Annotated in this window: 14 protein-coding genes and 1 tRNA gene; 9 read left to right on the plus strand and 6 right to left on the minus strand. The window is 65.0% G+C overall.

The annotated features are described in order from the left end of the window. Positions 1–77: 77 nt before the first annotated feature. The 5 genes from ACFPQ5_RS17535 to ACFPQ5_RS17555 all read left to right on the plus strand — a co-directional run bounded on the left by ACFPQ5_RS17535 (position 78) and on the right by ACFPQ5_RS17555 (position 8,320). Positions 78–2,474 carry a M1 family metallopeptidase gene (locus tag ACFPQ5_RS17535; protein WP_379758537.1) on the plus strand — a complete coding sequence of 799 codons (2,397 nt, stop codon included), beginning with the start codon at positions 78–80 and terminating at the stop codon, positions 2,472–2,474. Positions 2,475–2,628: 154 nt separating this feature from the next. Next, positions 2,629–5,001: a M1 family metallopeptidase gene (locus ACFPQ5_RS17540; RefSeq protein WP_379758540.1), complete on the plus strand. Its 2,373-nt coding sequence runs from the start codon at positions 2,629–2,631 to the stop codon at positions 4,999–5,001. Beyond that, positions 4,998–5,489, plus strand: a complete 492-nt coding sequence (locus ACFPQ5_RS17545) for a DUF6702 family protein (RefSeq protein ID WP_379758543.1) — start codon at positions 4,998–5,000, stop codon at positions 5,487–5,489. Before ACFPQ5_RS17540 ends, ACFPQ5_RS17545 begins: the two co-directional genes overlap by 4 nt. Before the next feature lie 7 nt (positions 5,490–5,496). Further along, positions 5,497–7,530 carry a TonB-dependent receptor gene (locus ACFPQ5_RS17550; RefSeq protein ID WP_379758546.1) on the plus strand — a complete coding sequence of 678 codons (2,034 nt, stop codon included), beginning with the start codon at positions 5,497–5,499 and terminating at the stop codon, positions 7,528–7,530. Positions 7,531–7,582: 52 nt separating this feature from the next. Then, positions 7,583–8,320, plus strand: coding sequence for a 2OG-Fe dioxygenase family protein (locus ACFPQ5_RS17555; RefSeq protein ID WP_379758549.1), 738 nt, complete (start codon positions 7,583–7,585; stop codon positions 8,318–8,320). A gap of 395 nt (positions 8,321–8,715) precedes the next feature. On the opposite strand, the gene ACFPQ5_RS17560 is transcribed toward ACFPQ5_RS17555, so the two are convergent. Together ACFPQ5_RS17560 and ACFPQ5_RS17565 are read right to left on the minus strand one after the other, a co-directional pair. After that, positions 8,716–9,099, minus strand: coding sequence for a hypothetical protein (locus ACFPQ5_RS17560; RefSeq protein ID WP_379758552.1), 384 nt, complete (start codon positions 9,097–9,099; stop codon positions 8,716–8,718). A 15-nt stretch (positions 9,100–9,114) separates the two neighbouring features. Then, positions 9,115–10,008: a LysR family transcriptional regulator ArgP gene (locus ACFPQ5_RS17565; protein WP_379758555.1), complete on the minus strand. Its 894-nt coding sequence runs from the start codon at positions 10,006–10,008 to the stop codon at positions 9,115–9,117. 97 nt (positions 10,009–10,105) lie between these two features. Here ACFPQ5_RS17565 and ACFPQ5_RS17570 point away from each other — a divergent pair, with 97 nt between their 5' ends. From ACFPQ5_RS17570 to ACFPQ5_RS17580, 3 genes are all read left to right on the plus strand, one after another. Beyond that, positions 10,106–10,723 carry a LysE/ArgO family amino acid transporter gene (locus ACFPQ5_RS17570; RefSeq protein ID WP_379758558.1) on the plus strand — a complete coding sequence of 206 codons (618 nt, stop codon included), beginning with the start codon at positions 10,106–10,108 and terminating at the stop codon, positions 10,721–10,723. 120 nt (positions 10,724–10,843) lie between these two features. Further along, a complete protein-coding gene (locus ACFPQ5_RS17575; RefSeq protein WP_379758561.1) occupies positions 10,844–11,968 on the plus strand; it encodes an efflux RND transporter periplasmic adaptor subunit in 1,125 nt (374 codons plus the stop codon). 10 nt (positions 11,969–11,978) lie between these two features. Beyond that, positions 11,979–15,089 (plus strand): efflux RND transporter permease subunit, encoded by a 3,111-nt coding sequence (locus ACFPQ5_RS17580; protein WP_379758564.1) that lies wholly within the window; start codon positions 11,979–11,981, stop codon positions 15,087–15,089. 283 nt (positions 15,090–15,372) lie between these two features. Here the strand turns inward: ACFPQ5_RS17580 and ACFPQ5_RS17585 are convergent, their stop codons facing one another. Both ACFPQ5_RS17585 and ACFPQ5_RS17590 read right to left on the minus strand, forming a co-directional pair. Next, complete coding sequence (locus tag ACFPQ5_RS17585) at positions 15,373–16,302, minus strand: hypothetical protein (RefSeq protein WP_379758567.1); 930 nt, start codon at positions 16,300–16,302, stop codon at positions 15,373–15,375. An 83-nt stretch (positions 16,303–16,385) separates the two neighbouring features. After that, on the minus strand, positions 16,386–16,694 hold the full coding sequence (locus ACFPQ5_RS17590; RefSeq protein ID WP_379758570.1) for an ElaB/YgaM/YqjD family protein: 309 nt from the start codon (positions 16,692–16,694) through the stop codon (positions 16,386–16,388). On the opposite strand from ACFPQ5_RS17590, the gene ACFPQ5_RS17595 reads away from it, so the two are divergent. Next, positions 16,693–17,340, plus strand: coding sequence for a hypothetical protein (locus tag ACFPQ5_RS17595; RefSeq protein ID WP_379758573.1), 648 nt, complete (start codon positions 16,693–16,695; stop codon positions 17,338–17,340). The genes ACFPQ5_RS17590 and ACFPQ5_RS17595 overlap by 2 nt on opposite strands. Positions 17,341–17,853: 513 nt before the next feature. Here the strand turns inward: ACFPQ5_RS17595 and ACFPQ5_RS17600 are convergent. Beyond that, a tRNA-Thr gene (locus ACFPQ5_RS17600) sits at positions 17,854–17,929 on the minus strand. A gap of 103 nt (positions 17,930–18,032) precedes the next feature. Then, complete coding sequence (locus tag ACFPQ5_RS17605; protein WP_379758576.1) at positions 18,033–19,034, minus strand: class 1 fructose-bisphosphatase; 1,002 nt, start codon at positions 19,032–19,034, stop codon at positions 18,033–18,035. Between the last annotated feature and the right edge of the window lie 16 nt (positions 19,035–19,050).

The following is a 19,050-nucleotide window of genomic DNA, read 5'->3' on the forward strand; positions in this document are numbered from 1 at the left end:
TTACAATTCGGCATCGGATTGCTGGAAAGATACGCTTAGAATACTTTTTCCTAATTCCATATAAAAACAGGGGAAACATGATCCGTTTGCCAATCGCCTTGGCCGCGCTGTGCCTCAGCGTGTCCGCTTTCGCGGCCGAGCCATTCGACGACAAGTTCCGCCAGCTCGACGAGCTGCTGCCGACGGCGTCCACCATCCGCACCGCTTCCGGTGCACCCGGCCACGCCTACTGGCAGCAGCGCGCGGACTACACGATCCGCGCCACGCTCGACGAAGCGAACCGTTCGATCCGCGGCGCCGAAACGATCACCTACCATAACAATTCCCCGGACACCCTCAATTACCTGTGGGTGCAGCTCGACCAGAACATCTACAAGCCGAACTCGGACGCGCGCATGTCGGCCACCTCGGTTTCGCGCGAGGCCTGGGCCAAGCCGCGCAGCCCGGAAGAAGGCATGAAGTTCGACGCCCTGCGCACGACCTTCGAAGGTCTGAGCTTCGACGGCGGCTTCAACATCACCAATGTGAAGTCGGGCAGCCGCAAGCTGGCCTACGTCATCAACCGCACGATGATGCGCATCGACCTGCCGCAGCCCCTGAAACCGGGCCAGCGCTTCTCCTTCGACGTCGAGTGGAACTACAAGATCAACGAGCAGAAGGTGCTCGGCGGCCGCTCGGGCTTCGAGAAGTTCGACGACAAGAACGACCTGTTCGAGATCGCCCAGTGGTTCCCGCGCATGGCGGCCTATTACGACGTCTACGGCTGGCAGCACAAGCAGTTCCTGGGCGCCGGCGAATTCACGCTGGAGTTCGGCGACTACGACGTCGAGATCACGGTCCCGTCCGACCACATCGTCGCCTCGACCGGCGTGCTGCAAAATCCCGGCTCGGTCCTGAGCTCGGCCCAGCGCGAGCGCCTGGAGCGCGCGAAGAAGTCGAACAAGCCGGTGATCATCGTCACCCAGGCCGAGGCCGAAGCGGCCGAGAAGACCCGCGCCACCACGAATAAAACCTGGCACTTCAAGGCGAAGAACGTGCGCGATTTCGCGTTCGCCTCGAGCCGCAAGTTCATCTGGGACGCGCAAGGCATCAAGAGCGGCGACACCGACGTGATGGCCATGTCCTACTATCCGAAGGAAGGCAATCCGCTGTGGGAGAAGTACTCGACCCAAGCCGTCGTCCACACCATCGAACAGTACAACAAGTATTCCTTCGACTACCCGTACCCGACCGCGATTTCGGTGAACGGTCCGGTGGGCGGCATGGAATACCCGATGATCTCGTTCAACGGCCCGCGTCCGACCAAGGACAAGAAGACCGGCGAACTCACCTACGGCAAGCGCACCAAGTATGGCCTGATCGGCGTGATCATCCACGAAGTCGGCCACAACTACTTCCCGATGATCGTCAACTCCGACGAGCGCCAGTGGACCTGGATGGACGAGGGCCTGAACTCCTTCGTGCAGACCCTGGCCCAGGAAGCCTGGGAAGAGCAGTGGCCGGAAATGCGCGGCGAACCGCGCCTGATCACCGACTACATGAAGAGCCGTAACCAGGTGCCGATCATGACCAACTCGGAGTCGCTCCTCCAGTTCGGCAACAACGCCTACGCCAAGCCGGCCGCCGCGCTGACCGTGCTGCGCGAGACGGTGCTGGGCCGCGAACTGTTCGACTTCGCTTTCCGCGAATACGCACAGCGCTGGAAGTTCAAGCGCCCGACCCCGGCCGACTTCTTCCGCACCATGGAAGACGCCTCGGGAACGGACCTCGACTGGTTCTGGCGCGGCTGGTTCTACACCACCGACCCGGTGGACGTGAGCATCGACGGCATCAGCGAGTACACCGTCAGCACCCAGAATCCGGAAATCGAAAAGGCATGGCGCAAGAAGCTCAAGGACGCCGAGCCGATGTCGCTGACCGACCAGCGCAACAAGGGCATGCCGCGCCGCGTCGACGCGCATCCTGAACTGAAGGACTTCTACAACGAGCACGACGACTTCACCGTCACGAATGCCGACCGCAACAAGTTCAACGAGTCGCAGGAAAAGCTGGAAGACTGGGAAAAGGCCCTGCTCGCGTCGGGCAAGCACCTGTACCTGGTGGACTTCACCAACGTCGGCGGCCTGGTGACGCCGCTCGTGCTGGAGATCCAGCTCGCCAGCGGCAAGAAGTACATCGAGCGCATTCCGGCCGAAGTGTGGCGCTACTCGCCGAAGAAGATCACGAAGCTGATCGTCACCGACGAGCCGATGACCGGCCTGACCCAGGATCCGTTCTGGGAAACCGCCGACATCGACCAGAGCAACAACGCCTGGCCGCGCAAGGCGACTCCGTCGCGCCTGGAGCTGTTCAAGTCCGAACGTGGTCAGGGCAATGACATGATGAAGGACTTCAATGCCAAGTTGAAGACCAAGGAAGAGAAGGCGGCTGAAGGCACCAAGCAGGAAAAGGATACGGTGCCGAAGGTGCAGTAATGCTTTTGTAGGGTGGGCACTCTGTGCCCACGCGGTACGGCTGTTCGAGCTGTGATACCGCGTGGGCATGGAATGCCCACCCTACGTTACAGCCGGTAGCTGCGCCAAAAGCGTGGCTGCCGGTTTCGTTTTTTTCAGAACAGGTAACACAAACATGATGATGAAGCAGCTCGCCCGCCTTTGTGCGCTGACCCTGGCCCTGTCCACCGGCGCCCACGCCGCCGACCCATTCGACGACAAGTTCCGCCAGCTCGACGAGCTGCTGCCGACGCCGTCCACGACCCGCAGCGCCTCCGGCGCCCCGGGCCACGCCTACTGGCAGCAGCGCGCCGACTACAAGCTGCGCGCGCGGCTCGACGAAACCAAACGCGCCATCACGGGCGCGGGCACCATCACCTATTACAACAATTCGCCCGACACCCTGCATTACCTGTGGGTGCAGCTGGACCAGAACATGTTCCGCCCCGATTCGGACAACCGCAACATCTCGACCCTGCCCTCGCGCGAAGCCTGGCAGAAGACCGGCCCCGAAGGCGTGAAGTTCGACGCGCTGCGCGCCAACTTCGACAGCCGCGCCTTCGACGGCGGCATCCAGGTGGCGAACGTGAAAGCGCTTGGTGGCGGCGCGCTGCACACCGTCGTCAACAAGACGATGATGCGCATCGACCTGCCGCAGCCTCTGAAGCCGGGCGCGCGCTTCTCGTTCGCGCTCGAGTGGCGCTTCAACGTCCCGGAAGCGAACATCGTCGGCCGCCGCACCGGCTACGAGCGCTTCGATAAAGAGGACAAGAACGACATCTTCGAAGTGGCCCAGTGGTTCCCGCGCATGGCGGCCTACTACGACATCAAGGGCTGGCAAAACAAGCAGTACGTGGGCGACGGCGAATTCACGCTGGAGTTCGGCGACTACGACGTCGAGCTCACGGTCCCGGCCGACCACATCGTCGCCTCCACCGGCGAACTGCAGAATCCGAACGAAGTCCTGAGCGCCGCCCAGCGCGAGCGCCTGGCGCGGGCCCGCACCGCCGGCAAGCCGGTCGTGATCGTCACCCAGGCCGAGGCCGAGGCCAACGAGAAGGACCGCGCGACCAGCACGAAGACCTGGCGCTACAAGGCGAAGAACGTGCGCGATTTCGCCTTCGCCTCGAGCCGCAAGTTCATCTGGGATGCGCAGGGCATCCAGAGCGGCGCCAACAAGGTCATGGCGATGTCCTACTATCCGAAGGAAGGCAACCCGCTGTGGGAGAAGTATTCGACCCAGGCCGTGATCCACACCATCGAGCAGTACAGCAAGTACTCCTTCGATTACCCGTACCCGACCGCGATTTCCGTGAACGGCCCAGTGGGCGGCATGGAATACCCGATGATCTCGTTCAACGGCGGCCGGCCGACCAAGGACAAGAAAACCGGCGAGCTGACTTATTCGAAGGCGACCAAGTATGGCCTGATCAGCGTGATCATCCACGAGGTCGGCCACAACTATTACCCGATGATCGTCAACTCGGACGAGCGCCAGTGGACCTGGATGGACGAGGGCCTGAACTCCTTCCTGCAGTTCCTGGCCGAGGAAGCCTGGGAAGAAAACTACCCGTCGCGCCGCGGCGAAGCGCGCGACATCACCGACTATATGCGGAGTAAAAACCAGACCCCGATCATGACCAATTCGGAGTCGGTCCTGCAGCGCGGCCCGAACGCCTACGGCAAGCCGGCCACCGCCCTGAACATCCTGCGCGAGACGGTGCTCGGACGCGAACTGTTCGACTTTGCCTTCAAGGAATACGGCCGCCGCTGGAAGTTCAAGCGCCCGACCCCGGCGGACCTGTTCCGCACGATGGAAGACGCTTCCGGCACGGACCTCGACTGGTTCTGGCGCGGCTGGTTCTACACGACCGACGCCGTGGACGTCAGCGTGGACGGCATCAGCGAGTACACGGTCAGCACCCAGGATCCGGAAATCGAAAAGTCATGGCGTCGCAAACTGCGCGACGCGGAGCCGATGTCGCTCACCGAGCAGCGCAACAAGGGCACGCCGCGCCGCGTCGACGCGCATCCTGAACTGAAAGACTTCTACAACGAGCACGATGACTTCACCGTAACGAATGCGGACCGCAACAAGTACCAGGAAAGCCAGGACAAGCTGGAAGACTGGGAAAAGGCCCTGCTCTCTTCCGGCAAGCACCTGTACCTGGTGGACTTCAGCAACGTCGGCGGCCTCGTCACCCCACTGGTGCTGGAGATCCAGCTCGCCAGCGGCAAGAAGTATGTCGAGCGCATCCCGGCCGAAGTCTGGCGCTATTCGCCGAAGAAGATCACGAAGCTGATCGTCACCGACGAGCCGATGACGGGCCTGACCCAGGATCCGTTCTGGGAGACGGCCGACATCAACGTCGACAACAACGCCTGGCCGCGCAAGCTGACGCCGTCGCGCCTGGAGCTGTTCAAGACCCAGCGTCCGCAGAACGACATGATGAAGGACTTCAATGCGCCACTGAAGAAGCCTGACGCGGCAATCAAGGAAGCGAAATGATGCTGCGTTTGAAAACCGCGTTCGCGGCCGTCCTGCTGCTGGCCAGCGCGGCGGTATCTGCGCACCGCTTCCACGCGGGGATGACCGACGTCTCCTTCAATGCCCGCACCGGCAATACCGAGATCGTCCACACCTACATGGCGCACGACATCGAGGCCTTGCTGGCCAATTTGTACGGGCGCCAGTTCGACCTGAACGACGAGGAAGACCAGGATGCGCTGCGCAAATACGTCGAGAACCGATTCTGGATCGCCGGCCAGGACAAGGTCAAACTGAAGCTGCGCTGGGTCGGCATGACGGCCGACGCCGAGAAGGTCACCGTGTTCCAGGAGATCGAACAGACCCCGCTGTGGAAGGCGGGCGCCATCCATGACACGGTCTTGATAGACTTCATTGCCGAGCAGGTCAATACCGTCAATCTCAATGAAGGCAATGCCGTGCGCACGCTGACCTTCGACCGCAACAACCTGGAACAGCCTGCGCGCTGAGTCATCAATGTTTTCGATCCGCCCCATCCCGTGCGCGCTGGCCGCGCTGTTTGCCGCCTCCCCCGTTCTCGCCGACGACCTCGTGCTCCAGCGCGTGCTGGTCGAAGGCTCGCGCCTGTCCCAGCTCGGCATCGCCGATTCGGCCAACGCCGGCAGCGTCGGCCAGAAGGAGCTGGCGGCGCGTCCCGCCTACCGTCCCGGCGAAATGCTGGAAGCGATGCCAGGCCTGATCGCCAGCCAGCACAGCGGAGAAGGCAAAGCCAACCAGTTCTACCTGCGCGGTTTCAATCTCGACCACGGCACCGACCTCGCCACCTGGGTCGACGGCATGCCCGTCAACCAGCGCAGCCATGCGCACGGCCAGGGCTGGACCGACGTCAACTTCCTGATCCCGGAACTGGTCGGCCGCCTCGACTACCGCAAGGGCCCGTATTCCGCACGCGACAGCGACTTCGCCTCGGCCGGCAGCGCCGAGATCAGCTACGCCAACCGGCTGGCGAAGGACATCGCCAGCATCACGCTGGGCCAGGACGGTTTCAAGCGCGCCATGATCGCCGGCTCGCCCGAGCTGCTGGGCGGTACCCTGCTCTACGCGCTGGAAGCGCTGGACAACGAAGGACCCTGGACCCGGCCCGACGACTACCGCAAGCGCAACGGCATGCTGCGCTACAGCCGTGGCTACGCCAACAACGGCTGGAGTGTCACCGCCATGGCTTACCGCGGCAAGTGGAACGCGACCGACCAGATCCCGCTGCGCGCGGTGGAAGACGGCACGCTGGGCCGTTTCGATGCGATCGACGACAGCGATGGCGGCAATGCGCGCCGCTACAGCCTGTCGGGGATCTGGCGCCAGACCGGGCAGGAGTCCGCATCGAAAGTCAGCGCCTACGTGATCCGTAACCAGCTCGACCTGTATTCGAACTTCACCTACTTCATGAATGACCCGGTCAATGGCGACCAGTTCGCCCAGCCGGACCGGCGCGTTACCAGCGGCCTGGATGCGACGCACACGCTGCACGTGCACCGCGGCGAGACCATGGCCTCGGACCTGACGGTCGGCGCCCGTCTCCAGAACGACAACATCTTCAACGGCCTGTACGACACGCGCGCGCGCGAACGCATCCGCACCACGCGCGAAGACCACGTCGTCGAGACCAGCGGCGGCGTCTTCATCGAAAGCGCGACGCGCTGGAACGAGGTCGTGCGCACGCTGGCCGGCGTGCGTGCGAACCGCTACCGCTTCGACGTGAAGAGCGACCTGGCCGCCAATTCCGGCCGCGCCAGCGACACGCAAGTAAGCCCCTCGTTCAGCCTGATCGTCGCGCCGCTCGCCTCGACCGAGTTCTACCTGAACTACGGCCACGGCTTCCACAGCAACGACGCGCGCGGCACGGTCGCGGCGATCGATCCGAAGACGCTCGATCCGCTCGAACGCGCGCCGGGCCTGGTGCGCTCGCGCGGCATGGAACTGGGCATGCGCACGGAAGCGATTCCGAAGATGCAGACGGCGATCTCCCTGTACCGCCTCGACTTCGACTCCGAGCTGACCTATATCGGCGACGCCGGCATGACCGAAGCGGGCGATGCCAGCCGCCGTACCGGCATCGAGTTCTCGAATTATTGGCGCCCCCTGAAATGGCTGGCGGTGGACTTCGATGCGGCTTATGCGCGGGCGCGCTCGCGTAACGGCGACCGGATTCCGGGCGCCGTCGAGGGCGTAGGCCAGCTGGCGCTCAGCGTCGATAAAGTCGGTCCGTGGTCGGGCGCACTGCGCCTGCGCTACTTCGGTCCGCGTCCGCTCATCGAGGACAACAGCGTGCGTTCGCAGGGCAGCGCCACGCTCAACGGACGGATCGGCTACAAGGTGGGCAAGAACCTGCAGCTGGAACTCGAAGGGTTTAATCTGACCAACCGGCGCGATTCGGCCATCGACTACTACTATGCCTCGCAGCTGGCCGGCGAGTTGTCGCCGCGCGACGATATCCACTTCCACCCGATCGAGCCGCGCTCGTTCCGTTTGACGCTCACCAAGACCTGGTGATCATCGCGGCCGGTTTTCACCGCCCCCTGTGAAAACTGCTACGCTAGCGGGCATGACACCGAACGAACTGCCCTATACCGATCCGTCCCGCCTTGCCGAAGCCCTGCTCGGCAATGGCTATGCACTGCTGCGCCCACAGGACGTCGCGCGTCTGGCCGGCTGCACGCTGGCCGACCTCGACGCCCTCGTGCCGAGCTGGGACCACCTGGAACTGGATAACTATCTGAAGGACGGCGGCCGCTACCGGCGCCGCCGTCACTCCTGCTTCATCGACGACGGCAAGAGCCTGAACCTGACGCCGCACCGCGCGCACTGGCAGCCGGTCGAGTACAACGCCCTGCACGGCGGCATGCATCGCCTGTTCGCGCCGATCGACCCGGCCACCGTCGCCCAGCCGGCCTGGCAACAGCTGGTGCGTTCGCTCGGCGCGGTCTGCTCGCAGGCCAAGCCTGCCAAACCCTGGTATGTGGAAGCGCACCAGTTCCGCATCGATACCGCCGACGGCATCGGCCGCCCGACGCCGGAAGGCGCGCACCGCGACGGCGTCGATTTCGTTGCCGTGATTTTGATCGGCCGCACCGGCATCAAGGGCGGCGAGACGCGCGTGTTCGACGCCCACGGTCCGCGTGGCCAGCGTTTTACCATGCTCGAGCCGTGGACGCTGCTGCTGCTGGACGATGCTGCGGTGATTCATGAGTCGACGCCGATTCAGCCTCTGGGTGAGCATGGTTACCGCGATACCCTGGTACTGACCTGGCGCGCAGGGGCGTTCCAGGGTGAGGGTGCCTGAGCGATCGTAGGGTGGGCACTCTGTGCCCACGCGGTTCGTGCATTTGCGTTCACCTGCGATGGTGCGAATCATGCGCCTGTACCGCGTGGGCACAGGGCGCCCACCCTACAGTGCGCTTGCGTCCAGAACCAAAAAAAACGCCCGCGTACCTTGCGGTAGCGGGCGGCAATCCAGAATTTCGGAGAAAAACTGGAGGAGACGGGTCCACTATAGCGCGCTTTATGGTGCGTCGCAATACAGTAAAACTACCGGAAAGCTGGGATTACTCCCCCTGATTTCGTAGGCCTGCTCTGACGGCCTATCCTGTATGCCTGAGTTTATGACGCACTGCATCATCGCTGTGCGGAAATGTAGCGCGGTGCATGAAGTTGAAGCACTCGGGCCTCCGCCACTCCTCACCCGCCCTTTTCCGGTGCATCCGGTTTCGCGTCCGCCGGGCAAACGCCTTCTCCGTGTTTTTCCACCTCTGTCGTTTTTTGATCGCGCGCCAGCGCCGCTGCCATCGCACGGCTGGAGGGCGTCACCGTATGGGACGGCACGCGTCCGCTGGCGGCGATGCTGCCGCGTTCCGGCTCGGGGTGAACGGCGGCCCTGGCCGGCAAGGCGCTTGCGGTGCGTGCCGTATCGGCCGGCGCGGCGCAGCGGGGGGATGGGGCGGCAGTCGCGCCAGCTGTTGCGGGCGCTTGTGCAGCGCACCCTGGCAAGCCGGTGCAGACGGCGGCGATCAGCAGCGGCATGTTCATGGAGGCCTCCACGCGTTGTTCGATCGAGACGGCCATTGTAGTCTTCTGCGCTCAGGGCAGCGGCAGCAGCACGTCGCGCGCCGCCTTCACGAGCGCGGCGCCCATGCGTTCGACGCGCTGCGGCTGGATGCGCCAGGCATGCCAGTAGAGCGCCACGTCGACCGGCAGCTGCGGCGCCAGGTCGACCATGCTGCCGTCTTCCAGCATGTGCGCGCACTGTTCGAGCGGCAGCATGCCGTAGCCGAAGCCGAGCCGGATCGCCTGCACGTAGGGGTCGCTGGCGGGCACGTAATGGCAGGGATAGCTGCCCTCCGGCAGGCCGAGGTGCTCGAGCAGGAAAGCCGACTGCAGCGAATCCTTGCGGTCGAAGACGACGACCGGCGCCTGCGTGGCCGCGTCGCGGGTCAGGCCGTCGGGGAAGCGGCGCCGTGCGAAATCGCTGGCCGCCACCATCCGGTAGCGCATCAGGCCGAGCGGCGTCGCGGTGCAGCCGTGCATCGGCTGGGCCTTGCCCGAGATGCAGGCCACGACACGCCCCTCTTCCAGCAAGGCGAAGGTATGGCCCTGGTTGTCGAGCACGAAGTCGACCAGCAGGTCTTCCGCGGCGAGGATGGGGCCGAGCGCCGGCAGCAGCCAGGTGGCGAGCGTATCGTTGTTGACGGCGAGGGCGACGCGCGCCGGTCCCTTGTCTATACCCATCTCGGCCAGGAATTCGGCTTCGAGGAGCTCGCTGCGGCGCAGGTACTGCAGCAGGCGCATGCCGGGAATGGTCGGCCGGCAGGGTCGGCTGCGCACCAGCAGTGGGGTGCCGAGTTCCTGTTCCAGCGTCGAGATGCGCTGGGAGACGGCCGAGGGCGTGAGGCCCAGCCGGCTGGCGGCCAGTTCCAGGCTGCCGGTATCGACGGCGGTGGTGAAGGCGATACTGCGGCGCGGATCGATGTGCATGATTAAGCAGAATTTAATGAGCTTTAATACTCGTAAATATAATTGAATCGGCAGGTGCTGCTTGGGAAAATGTCGGCTTCCCTGTGATGGAGTCCGCATGTTTTCCCAACAAATCTTCCTGCAAGGGCTGGGCCTGGGCGCCAGCCTGATCATGGCCATCGGCGCCCAGAACGCCCACGTGATCCGCACCGGCGTGCGCGGCGAGCACGTGCTGGCCACCGTCCTCACCTGCATCGCCATCGACGTCGCACTGATCGGGCTGGGCATGGCGGGACTGGGCGCACTGATCGCGGCCTCCCCTGTGCTGCTCGCGCTGGCCCGGTTTGGCGGCGCGGCCTTCCTTGCCTGGTATGGCTGGCGCTGCTGGAAAAGCAGCCTGCGTGGCGGCACGGCGCTGACGCTGTCCGGCCAGGACAGCGCCATCAGCCTGCGGCGCGCGCTGGCCATCGTGCTGGCATTGTCTCTGCTGAACCCGCACGTCTGGCTCGACACCGTCGTGCTGCTCGGCGCCGTCGGCAGCAGCCTGGCCGGCGAGCAGCGCGGCGCCTTCGCGGCCGGCGCCATGACGGCCTCGGTGCTGTGGTTCAGCGTCCTCGGTCTCGGTGCGCGGCGCTTCGCCGGGGTGCTCGGGCGGCCCGCCGTCTGGCGCGCGGTCGAGGCCCTGACCGGTACGCTGATGCTGTTCCTGGCCCTGCTCCTGCTGCGCGGCGCCTGAAGGAGGGCGGGACGGCACGGCGGAGCTTGAAATCGCGTCAACTTTTTGTGCCTTTTGATAAACTCCTGCATTGCGCTCAAGGCAACCGCCTTGCCAGACAATGGAATGGAATCCCAGCACATGCCCTCCCCGACCCCACGCCCATCTGCCCTCGCCTGCTCGGCCCTCCTGCTGCTCGCTCTCCTGTCCGGCTGCGGCAAGGACGAGGACAAGAAGAACGCGCCGGCCACCCCGGCGCTGACCGTGACCACGGCGCGCCCAAGCACGGCCAGCCTGCCGCTCAAGCTGAGCGCGAACGGCAACGTCGCGGCCTGGCAGGAAGCGGTGATCGGCAGCGAGTCGAACGGCTTGCGCCTGCTGGAAGTACGCGTGAACGTGGGCGACGTGGTGAAAAAGGGCGAAGTGCTGGCCGTGTTCTCGGCCGATACCGTGAATGCCGACGTCGAGCAGGCGCGCGCGGCGCTGCAGGAAGCGCAGGCGAATGCGGCCGAAGCCGACGCGAACGCCAAGCGCGCCCAATCCCTCAAGAGTTCCGGCGCGATGAGCGAGCAGCAGGTGACGCAGTACGTCACCGCGGCGCGCACGGCACAAGCGCGCGTGGCGGCCTCGAAAGCCACGCTCACCCAGCAGCAGCTGCGCCTGAAGTACACGCAGGTGCTGGCGCCCGACAGCGGCATCATCTCGGCGCGCAACGCCACCGTCGGCGCCGTGGTCGGCGTCGGCACGGAGCTGTTCCGCCTGATCCGCCAGGGCCGCCTGGAATGGCGCGCCGAACTGCCGGCATCCGATATCGGCCGCGTCAAGCCGGGCGCGCGCGTGCGCGTGAAAGGCGCGAACGGCAGCGAGGTGCTGGGCAAGGTGCGCACCGTCGCGCCGACGGTCGATGCGCAAACGCGCACCACGCTGGTCTACGTCGACCTGCCGCCGAACCTGTCGGGCAGCGCGCCCCTGAAGGCGGGCATGTTCGCGGGCGGCGAATTCGAACTCGGCGCCTCGAACGCGCTGACCGTGCCGCAGCAGGCGATCGCCGTGCGCGACGGTTTCAGCTACGTGTTCCGCCTGAACCCGGACAGCCGCGTCAGCCAGGTCAAGATCGGCACCGGACGCCGCCTGGGCCAGCGCATCGAAGTGGTATCGGGCCTGGCGCCGGACGCGCAGATCGTGATCGAGGGCGCGGGCTTCCTCAACGATGGCGATCTGGTGAAGAACGTGCCGGCGCAGCCGGCCAAGGTCGCGGCGCGCTGAGGACGGGACCATGAATTTTTCCGCCCTTTCGATCCGCAATCCGATTCCCGCGATCCTGCTGTTCGCGCTGCTGACGCTGGCCGGTCTGCTCGCCTTCAAAGCCAATAAAGTCCAGTTCTTCCCCGATATCGAGCTGCCGATCGTGACCGTCACCGCCACGCTCGACGGCGCCGCGCCGGCCCAGCTGGAAACCGAGGTCGCGCGCAAGATCGAGGATTCGGTCGCCACGCTGCAGGGCGTGAAAAACATCTATACGAAGGTGCTCGACGGCGTGGCCACGATCACCGTCGAATTCATCCTCGAGAAGAACCTGTCGGACGCGGAAAACGACGTGCGCGGCGCCGTTTCGCAGGTGCGCGCCGACATGCCGCCCGAGATGCGCGAGCCGAGCGTGACCAAGGCGGCCACCGCGGGCCGCTCGATCCTCACCTTCACCGCTTCCGCCAAAAACACCAACGCCCTGGACGACCAGGAGCTTTCCTGGTTCGTCGACAACACGGTGTCCAAGCGCCTGCTCAGCGTGCCCGGCCTCGGCGCGGTGAAGCGCGTGGGCGGCGTCGACCGCGAAGTGCGGGTCGAACTCAATGATGCGCGCATGGCCGCGCTGCGGGTGTCGGCGCTGGACGTGTCGCGCCAGCTGCGCAACGTGCAGAGGGAAGCGCCGGGCGGGCGCGGCGACGTCAGCGGCGCCGAGCAGTCGGTGCGCACGCTGGCCACCGTGGGCAGCGCGCAGGAACTGGCGCGCATGGACATTCCGCTGCCGGACGGGCGCCGCGTGCGCCTGGACGAAGTCGCGACCGTGATCGATACGGTGTCCGAGCCGCGCTCGCTGGCCGAGCAGGATGGAAAAAAAGTGGTCGGCTTCGAAGTCTTCCGCACGCGCGGCGCCAGCGAGACCGAGATCGCCGAAGGCGCGCGCGCCGCGGTGGCCGAACTGCAGAAGGCGCATCCGAACGTGGTGCTCAAGGAAGTGGTCGACAACGCCGAGCCGGTGCAGGAAAACTTCGACGCCTCGATGGAGATGCTGTACGAAGGCGCGGTGCTGGCGGTGCTGGTGGTGTGGTGGTTCCTGCGCGACTGGCGCGCCACCTTCGTCGCCGCCGCCGCGCTGCCGCTGTCGGTGATTCCGGCCTTCCTCGGCCAGTACCTGTTCGGCTACACGCTGAACATGGTAACCTTGTTGTCGCTGGCGCTGGTGGTCGGGGTGCTGGTCGACGACGCGATCGTCGAGATCGAAAACATCGCGCGCCACCTGCACATGGGGAAAACGCCGATGCAGGCGGCGCTGGAAGCGGCCGACGAAATCGGCATGGCCGTGATCGCGACGACCTTCTCGCTGGTCGCCGTGTTCCTGCCGACCGCCTTCATGGGCGGCATTCCGGGGCGCTTTTTTAAACAGTTCGGCTGGACGGCGGTGCTGGCGATTCTCGCTTCGCTGGTGGTGGCGCGCCTGCTGACGCCGATGATGGCGGCCTACATCATGAAACCCGCCAAGCCGCACGTCGAAGAAGACGGCGCGCTGATGAGGCGCTACATGAAGACCATGCAGTGGTGCCTGCGCCACCGCCGCATCACGGCAATCGCCTCGATGCTGTTCTTCGCCGCCTCGATTTCTCTGGTGCCGCTGCTGCCGACCGGCTTCGTGCCGGCGGCCGACCGCGGCCAGACCATCGTCAACGTCGAGCTGCCGCCCGGCTCCACCCTGAACCAGACCCACGCCGTGGCCGAGCAGGCGCGCCTGGCGGCAATGCGCGTGCCCGGCGTGAAAAGCGTGTTCAGCTCGATCGGCGGCGGGTCCAGCGGCGACGCCTTTGCGCCCGGCGCCTCGGCCGAAGCGCGCCGCGCGGTGCTGACGGTGACGACCTCGCACCGCAGCGACCGCGACGAATCGCTGTCCGAGCTGGAGCGCCAGATCCGGACACAGTTGTCCGGCATTCCGGGCGCGCGTTTTAGCGTCGGCCAGGCCGACACCGGCGGCAAGCTGCAGCTCGTCTTGCGCAGCGAAGACCCCCAGGCGCTGGCCGTCGCCGCCCGCCGCGCCGAGCGCGAACTGCGCGGCCTGCAGGGCATCGGCAACGTCAGCTCGAGCGCCTCGCTGGTGCGTCCCGAAATCATCGTGCGCCCCGATTTCGCCCGCGCGGCGGACCTGGGCGTGACGGCCGCCGCGATCGGCGAGACGGTGCGCGTGGCCACCGCCGGCGACTACGAGCAGTCGCTGGCGAAGATGAATCTGTCGGAACGCCAGGTGCCGATCCGGGTGAAGCTGCCCGACGCCGTGCGCGCCGACCTCGACGCCATCGGCCGCCTGACCGTGCCGGGCAAGAACGGGCCGGTGCTGCTCTCGACGGTAGCCGACATCACGATGGAAAGCGGCCCGGCCGAGATCAACCGTCTCAACCGCAGCCGCAACGTCACGCTCGACGTGGAACTGGGCGGGCGCTCGCTGGGCGACGTCAACAAGGAAGCGCGCGCCCTGCCCGCCTTCCAGCAGCTGCCGGCCTCGGTGCAGATCGCGGAACTGGGCGACGCCCAGGAAATGCAGGCGCTGTTCGCCAGCTTCGGCGTGGCGATGGCGATCGGCGTACTGTGCATCTACGGCGTGCTGGTGCTGCTGTTCCACGACTTCATGCAGCCGATCACGATTCTCGCCGCGCTGCCGCTGTCGATCGGCGGCGCCTTCATCGCCCTCCTGATCACCAGCAGCGCGCTGTCGATGCCGACCATGATCGGCCTGATCATGCTGATGGGGATCGTGACCAAGAACTCGATCCTGCTGGTCGACTACGCGATCCTGGCGCGCGAGGCCGGCATGGCCCGCTTCGAGGCGCTGGTCGACGCCTGCCACAAGCGCAGCCGGCCGATCATCATGACGACCATCGCGATGGGTGCGGGCATGCTGCCGCTGGCGCTGGGGCTGTCGGGCGATCCGAGTTTCCGGTCGCCGATGGCGATTGCGGTGATCGGGGGCTTGATTACCTCGACCTTGTTGAGCTTGCTGGTGGTGCCTGCGGTGTTCACGTATGTGGACGATTTCAAGAACTGGATGAATCGTGGGGTGCACCGGTTGAGGAAGCATCCGAAGGAGCCGGTGCGCAAGGCGGAGCCGACGGCGATGAAATAAGGTCGTGGCTACATTGACGGTGCAAACGCGTAGGCATGCCCACCCTACGTCATGCCTCAGCCCGTGGCCGGTGTGTAACGTAGGGTGGGCATGCCCACGCGTTACGGCGTATCCACACCGTCGGCGCCCGCTCAAACCACCGCACCAAACAAAAACGCCGGCACGAATGCCGGCGTTTTCATTTGCTACACAAAGCTCAGAAGATGAGCGCGAGCAGGATGATGATGGGAATCGGAACCCCGATCAGCCACAAAAGAATCGAACGCATACCGTCCTCCTTGATTTAACGATGGGACACATGGGCCACGCCGTCGCGCAGCTTGCCGCCCAGGGTGGCGCACCAGCTGGCCACAAAAGCGCCGATCAGCAGCGCAACCGTCAGCCAGAGCGCCGTACCGGCAGCCGCCTTGCGGGCGGTGTCGGCGGCTTCCTTGGCCGTGGCCTTGGCTTTCGCGGCGGCAGCGGCGCTGCGGGCATAGACGTCGTCGACGCGCTTCTCGGCCGTAGCCTGGTCGAGACCGGTACGGGCGGCGATGCGGCTGGCGAGATAGGCGCGGTCGTCGGCGGCCAGGCTGCCGTTCTTCACGCTGTTGGCGAGGATACGCATGGTTTCCTGGCGCAGGTCGGCGCTGCCGCCGGTCGTGTCGGGCTTGTCGGTGCGCAGCATCATGTCCGAGAAATAGTCGAGCGGATTGCCGCCGGCGCTGTCGCCGTTGTCCTTGGCCGCTGCCGCAGTGGCCGCTGCGCCGCTGGCCATGGTCGCCTTGGCCACGCCGGCGCCGGCGTCGACCGCGGTTCCCGTCATCTTGGCGATCACGCCCGAGAACAGGGCGGCAGCCAGCATGGTCGACACGGCCCAGGTCAGGAAGCCATGTGCGGTATCGCGGAAATAGACTTCGTCGGTGTGCAGGCTCGTCCACTTGGTGCGCAGGCGTCCCGCCATGTAGCCGCCGATGGCCGAGGCCGCCAGCTGGGTCAGCGTGAGCCAGAGGATGGCGCCGATGCCGAAGGCCACGCCGCTGTTGTCGGACCACGGGGACGCGGCCGACAGGCCGAGGCCGGAGCCCAGCAGGTACAGGACGAGCGACAGCGCCGTCGCTGCCGCCGCGCCGGCCAGGATCGCGCCCCAGGAAACGCCTGAGCGCGCCGCTTCGACCGCATCGACACCCTGCGTAGGGACGTGCGCAGCCGAACTCGTTGATTGAGCTTGCATAATTTACCCTCGGATTATTGTTATTGGAACCGGACCCCGGCCGAGCGTCGTGTCGGCCGGGATTTCCGGAGAAGCGCTACCGATCAGTAGTCGCGACGACGGCTGCCGCCGAGCAGCTTGGCCAGGATGTAGCCGGCGCCCAGGGCGATTGCCACGGCGGTGCCCGGCTTGTTGCGCACGTATTCGCGACCCGAATCAGCCAGTTGCTGGTAGGTGTCGTTCATTTGCGCGGAACGGTTGCTGAACTGTTCCGATGCGCCGCTGAGCAGGCCGCTCAGCTTGTCGACGCCGGCGTGAGCCGAAGACACGACGCGCTCGACCATCGGCTGGGCTGCCTCGGCGGCCTTGTCGATCGACTTGTGCATCTCTTCCGGCTTCATCGAGGCCATCATGCCCTGGCTCGAGGACGAATCGCTGCCCGAGCTGGCTCCGGTCGAACCGCCCTGCGCACCCGAGGACGACGAACCGCCAGTCGAACCCGAACCGCCCGTGACGGACGAGCTGCCCAGTGCGCCGGTGCCCGACGACGAGCCCGACGAGCCCGACGACGAGCTGCCCATGGCGCCAGACGAACCAGCGCTCGACGAGCCGCCCTGCGCGCCCGACGAACCTGCGCTCGACGAGCCGCCCTGCGCGCCCGACGAACCTGCGCTCGACGCGCCGCCCGATGCACCCGACGAACCGGTGTTGGCCGAACCGGACAGCGACGAACCCGTGATGGTGGAGTTCGACGAGCCCGAGCTCGACGACGAACCGACCGACGACGATCCCATCGACGACGAGCCGCTCGCGCCGCTCGACGAACCACTCATGCCGCCGCTGCTGCCCGCTGCGCTCGAGCCCATGTTGCCGGAGCTGCTGGCATTGCTGGCGCCGCTGCTCGAACCCGTGGATGGGCTCGCGCTCTGCGACGAGCTGCCCGACAGGCTGCCCGAGGAGCCGCTGCTGCTCTTGTTCAGGCTGCTCGACTTGTCGTCCTTGCCCATGCTGTTGCCGCTTTTGCTGGCGTCAACGCCTTTTCCCTCGCTCGACTTCTGATTATCCATGACTTTTGTCCTTGTAAAATGTAGACCAACGCGGAATAGACCGGTACCCGACCCCACCACATTCTTCCTCGATTCCGCTCGAAACAAAACGGAGGCGCGAAAATGAACTGCGCTACATCAATGGATCAATCGGATCATGCCTTCGGTCAATGATTTGCATCGACGACCTCGGGCAAGCTCAAAAGTTCCTCAACCAGCCACGTCACTTTCGCAACCCGTTTTGCAAGAGTACGCCACTGAGGCGTACCGCACGATTGCAGCTGTCGGGTTACCGCATCGCGATACAAAAAATATAACGTCTGGGGTAGCGGGACCGTGCGTTGACTAACAGAGACACCGGATCGGGGACGTTCGGCGCGAAATAGCGCCCGTTGCGCGGTGTTTCAGTGAATAGAGGAAATTAAAACGGACTGCGAGCAAGATCTCGCTGGATACAGAAAAACTGGCGAAAAAGCGCCGGACGAAAAAAAAGCCCAGCGTGAAGCTGGGCTTTTTTGTAAATCCTTGGTGCCGCTGACCGGAATCGAACTGGTGACCTTCGCATTACGAATGCGCTGCTCTACCGACTGAGCTACAGCGGCTCTACGCCGGGCGATCCCGACGAAGAGCCGTATTCTAGCAAACAACCCGGCGAACTTGCTAGTCCGACTCGGCAATTTCACCAGGAATTTGCCAAAATATTACTTACTCAGCGTGATAGCGGGTGACCAGCTCGACTTCTTCCTTCGAACCGAGGAAGACCGGCACACGCTGGTGCAGTTTCGAAGGCTGGATCTCCATGATGCGCTGGGTGCCGTCGGTGGCGGCGCCGCCGGCCTGTTCGACGATCATCGCCATCGGGTTCGCTTCGTACATCAGGCGCAGCTTGCCCGGCTGCGAAGGGTCGCGCATGTCGGCCGGATACATGAAGACGCCGCCGCGGTTCAGGATGCGGTGCACATCGGCAACCATCGAGGCGATCCAGCGCATATTGAAATCCTTGGCGCGCGCACCAGTCTTACCGGCCAGCATTTCGTCGACATAGCGCTGCACCGGCGGGTGCCAGTGACGCTTGTTCGACATGTTGATCGCGAACTCTTTCGTCGAGGTCGGGATCTGCATATTGCTCTGGGTGCGGACCCACGAACCCATTTCGCGGTCGAGCGTGAAGCAGTGCACGCCGTCGCCGGTGGTCAGCACCAGCATGGTCTGCGGGCCGTAGACGGCATAGCCGGCGGCCACCTGCGCCGTGCCCGGCTGCAGGAAGGCTTCTTCGGTCGGCTCGCCCATGCCTTCCGGCGCCTTTAGCACCGAGAAGATGGTGCCGATCGAGACATTGACGTCGATGTTCGAGGAGCCGTCCAGCGGATCGAAGAGCAGCATGTATTCGCCCTTCGGATAGCGGTTCGGAATCGGGTGGATGCTTTCCATCTCTTCCGACGCCATCGCCGCCAGGTGGCCGCCCCATTCGTTCGCTTCCAGCAGGATCTCGTTCGAGATCACGTCCAGCTTCTTCTGGACTTCGCCCTGGATGTTCTCGGTGTCGGCGCTGCCGAGGATGTCGCCCAGCGCGCCCTTGCTGACTTCGTAGCTGATGCGCTTGCAGGCGCGGGCCACGACCTCGATCAGGAGGCGCAGCTCGGCCGGGATGGTGTTGTGGAGGCGTTGCTCTTCCACGAGGTGTTGCGTGAGACTGACGCGTTTCATGAACTTCCTTTTTGGA

It is taken from the genome of Massilia suwonensis, from assembly GCF_042655665.1.
Classification (GTDB): Bacteria; Pseudomonadota; Gammaproteobacteria; order Burkholderiales; family Burkholderiaceae_D; genus Telluria; species Telluria suwonensis.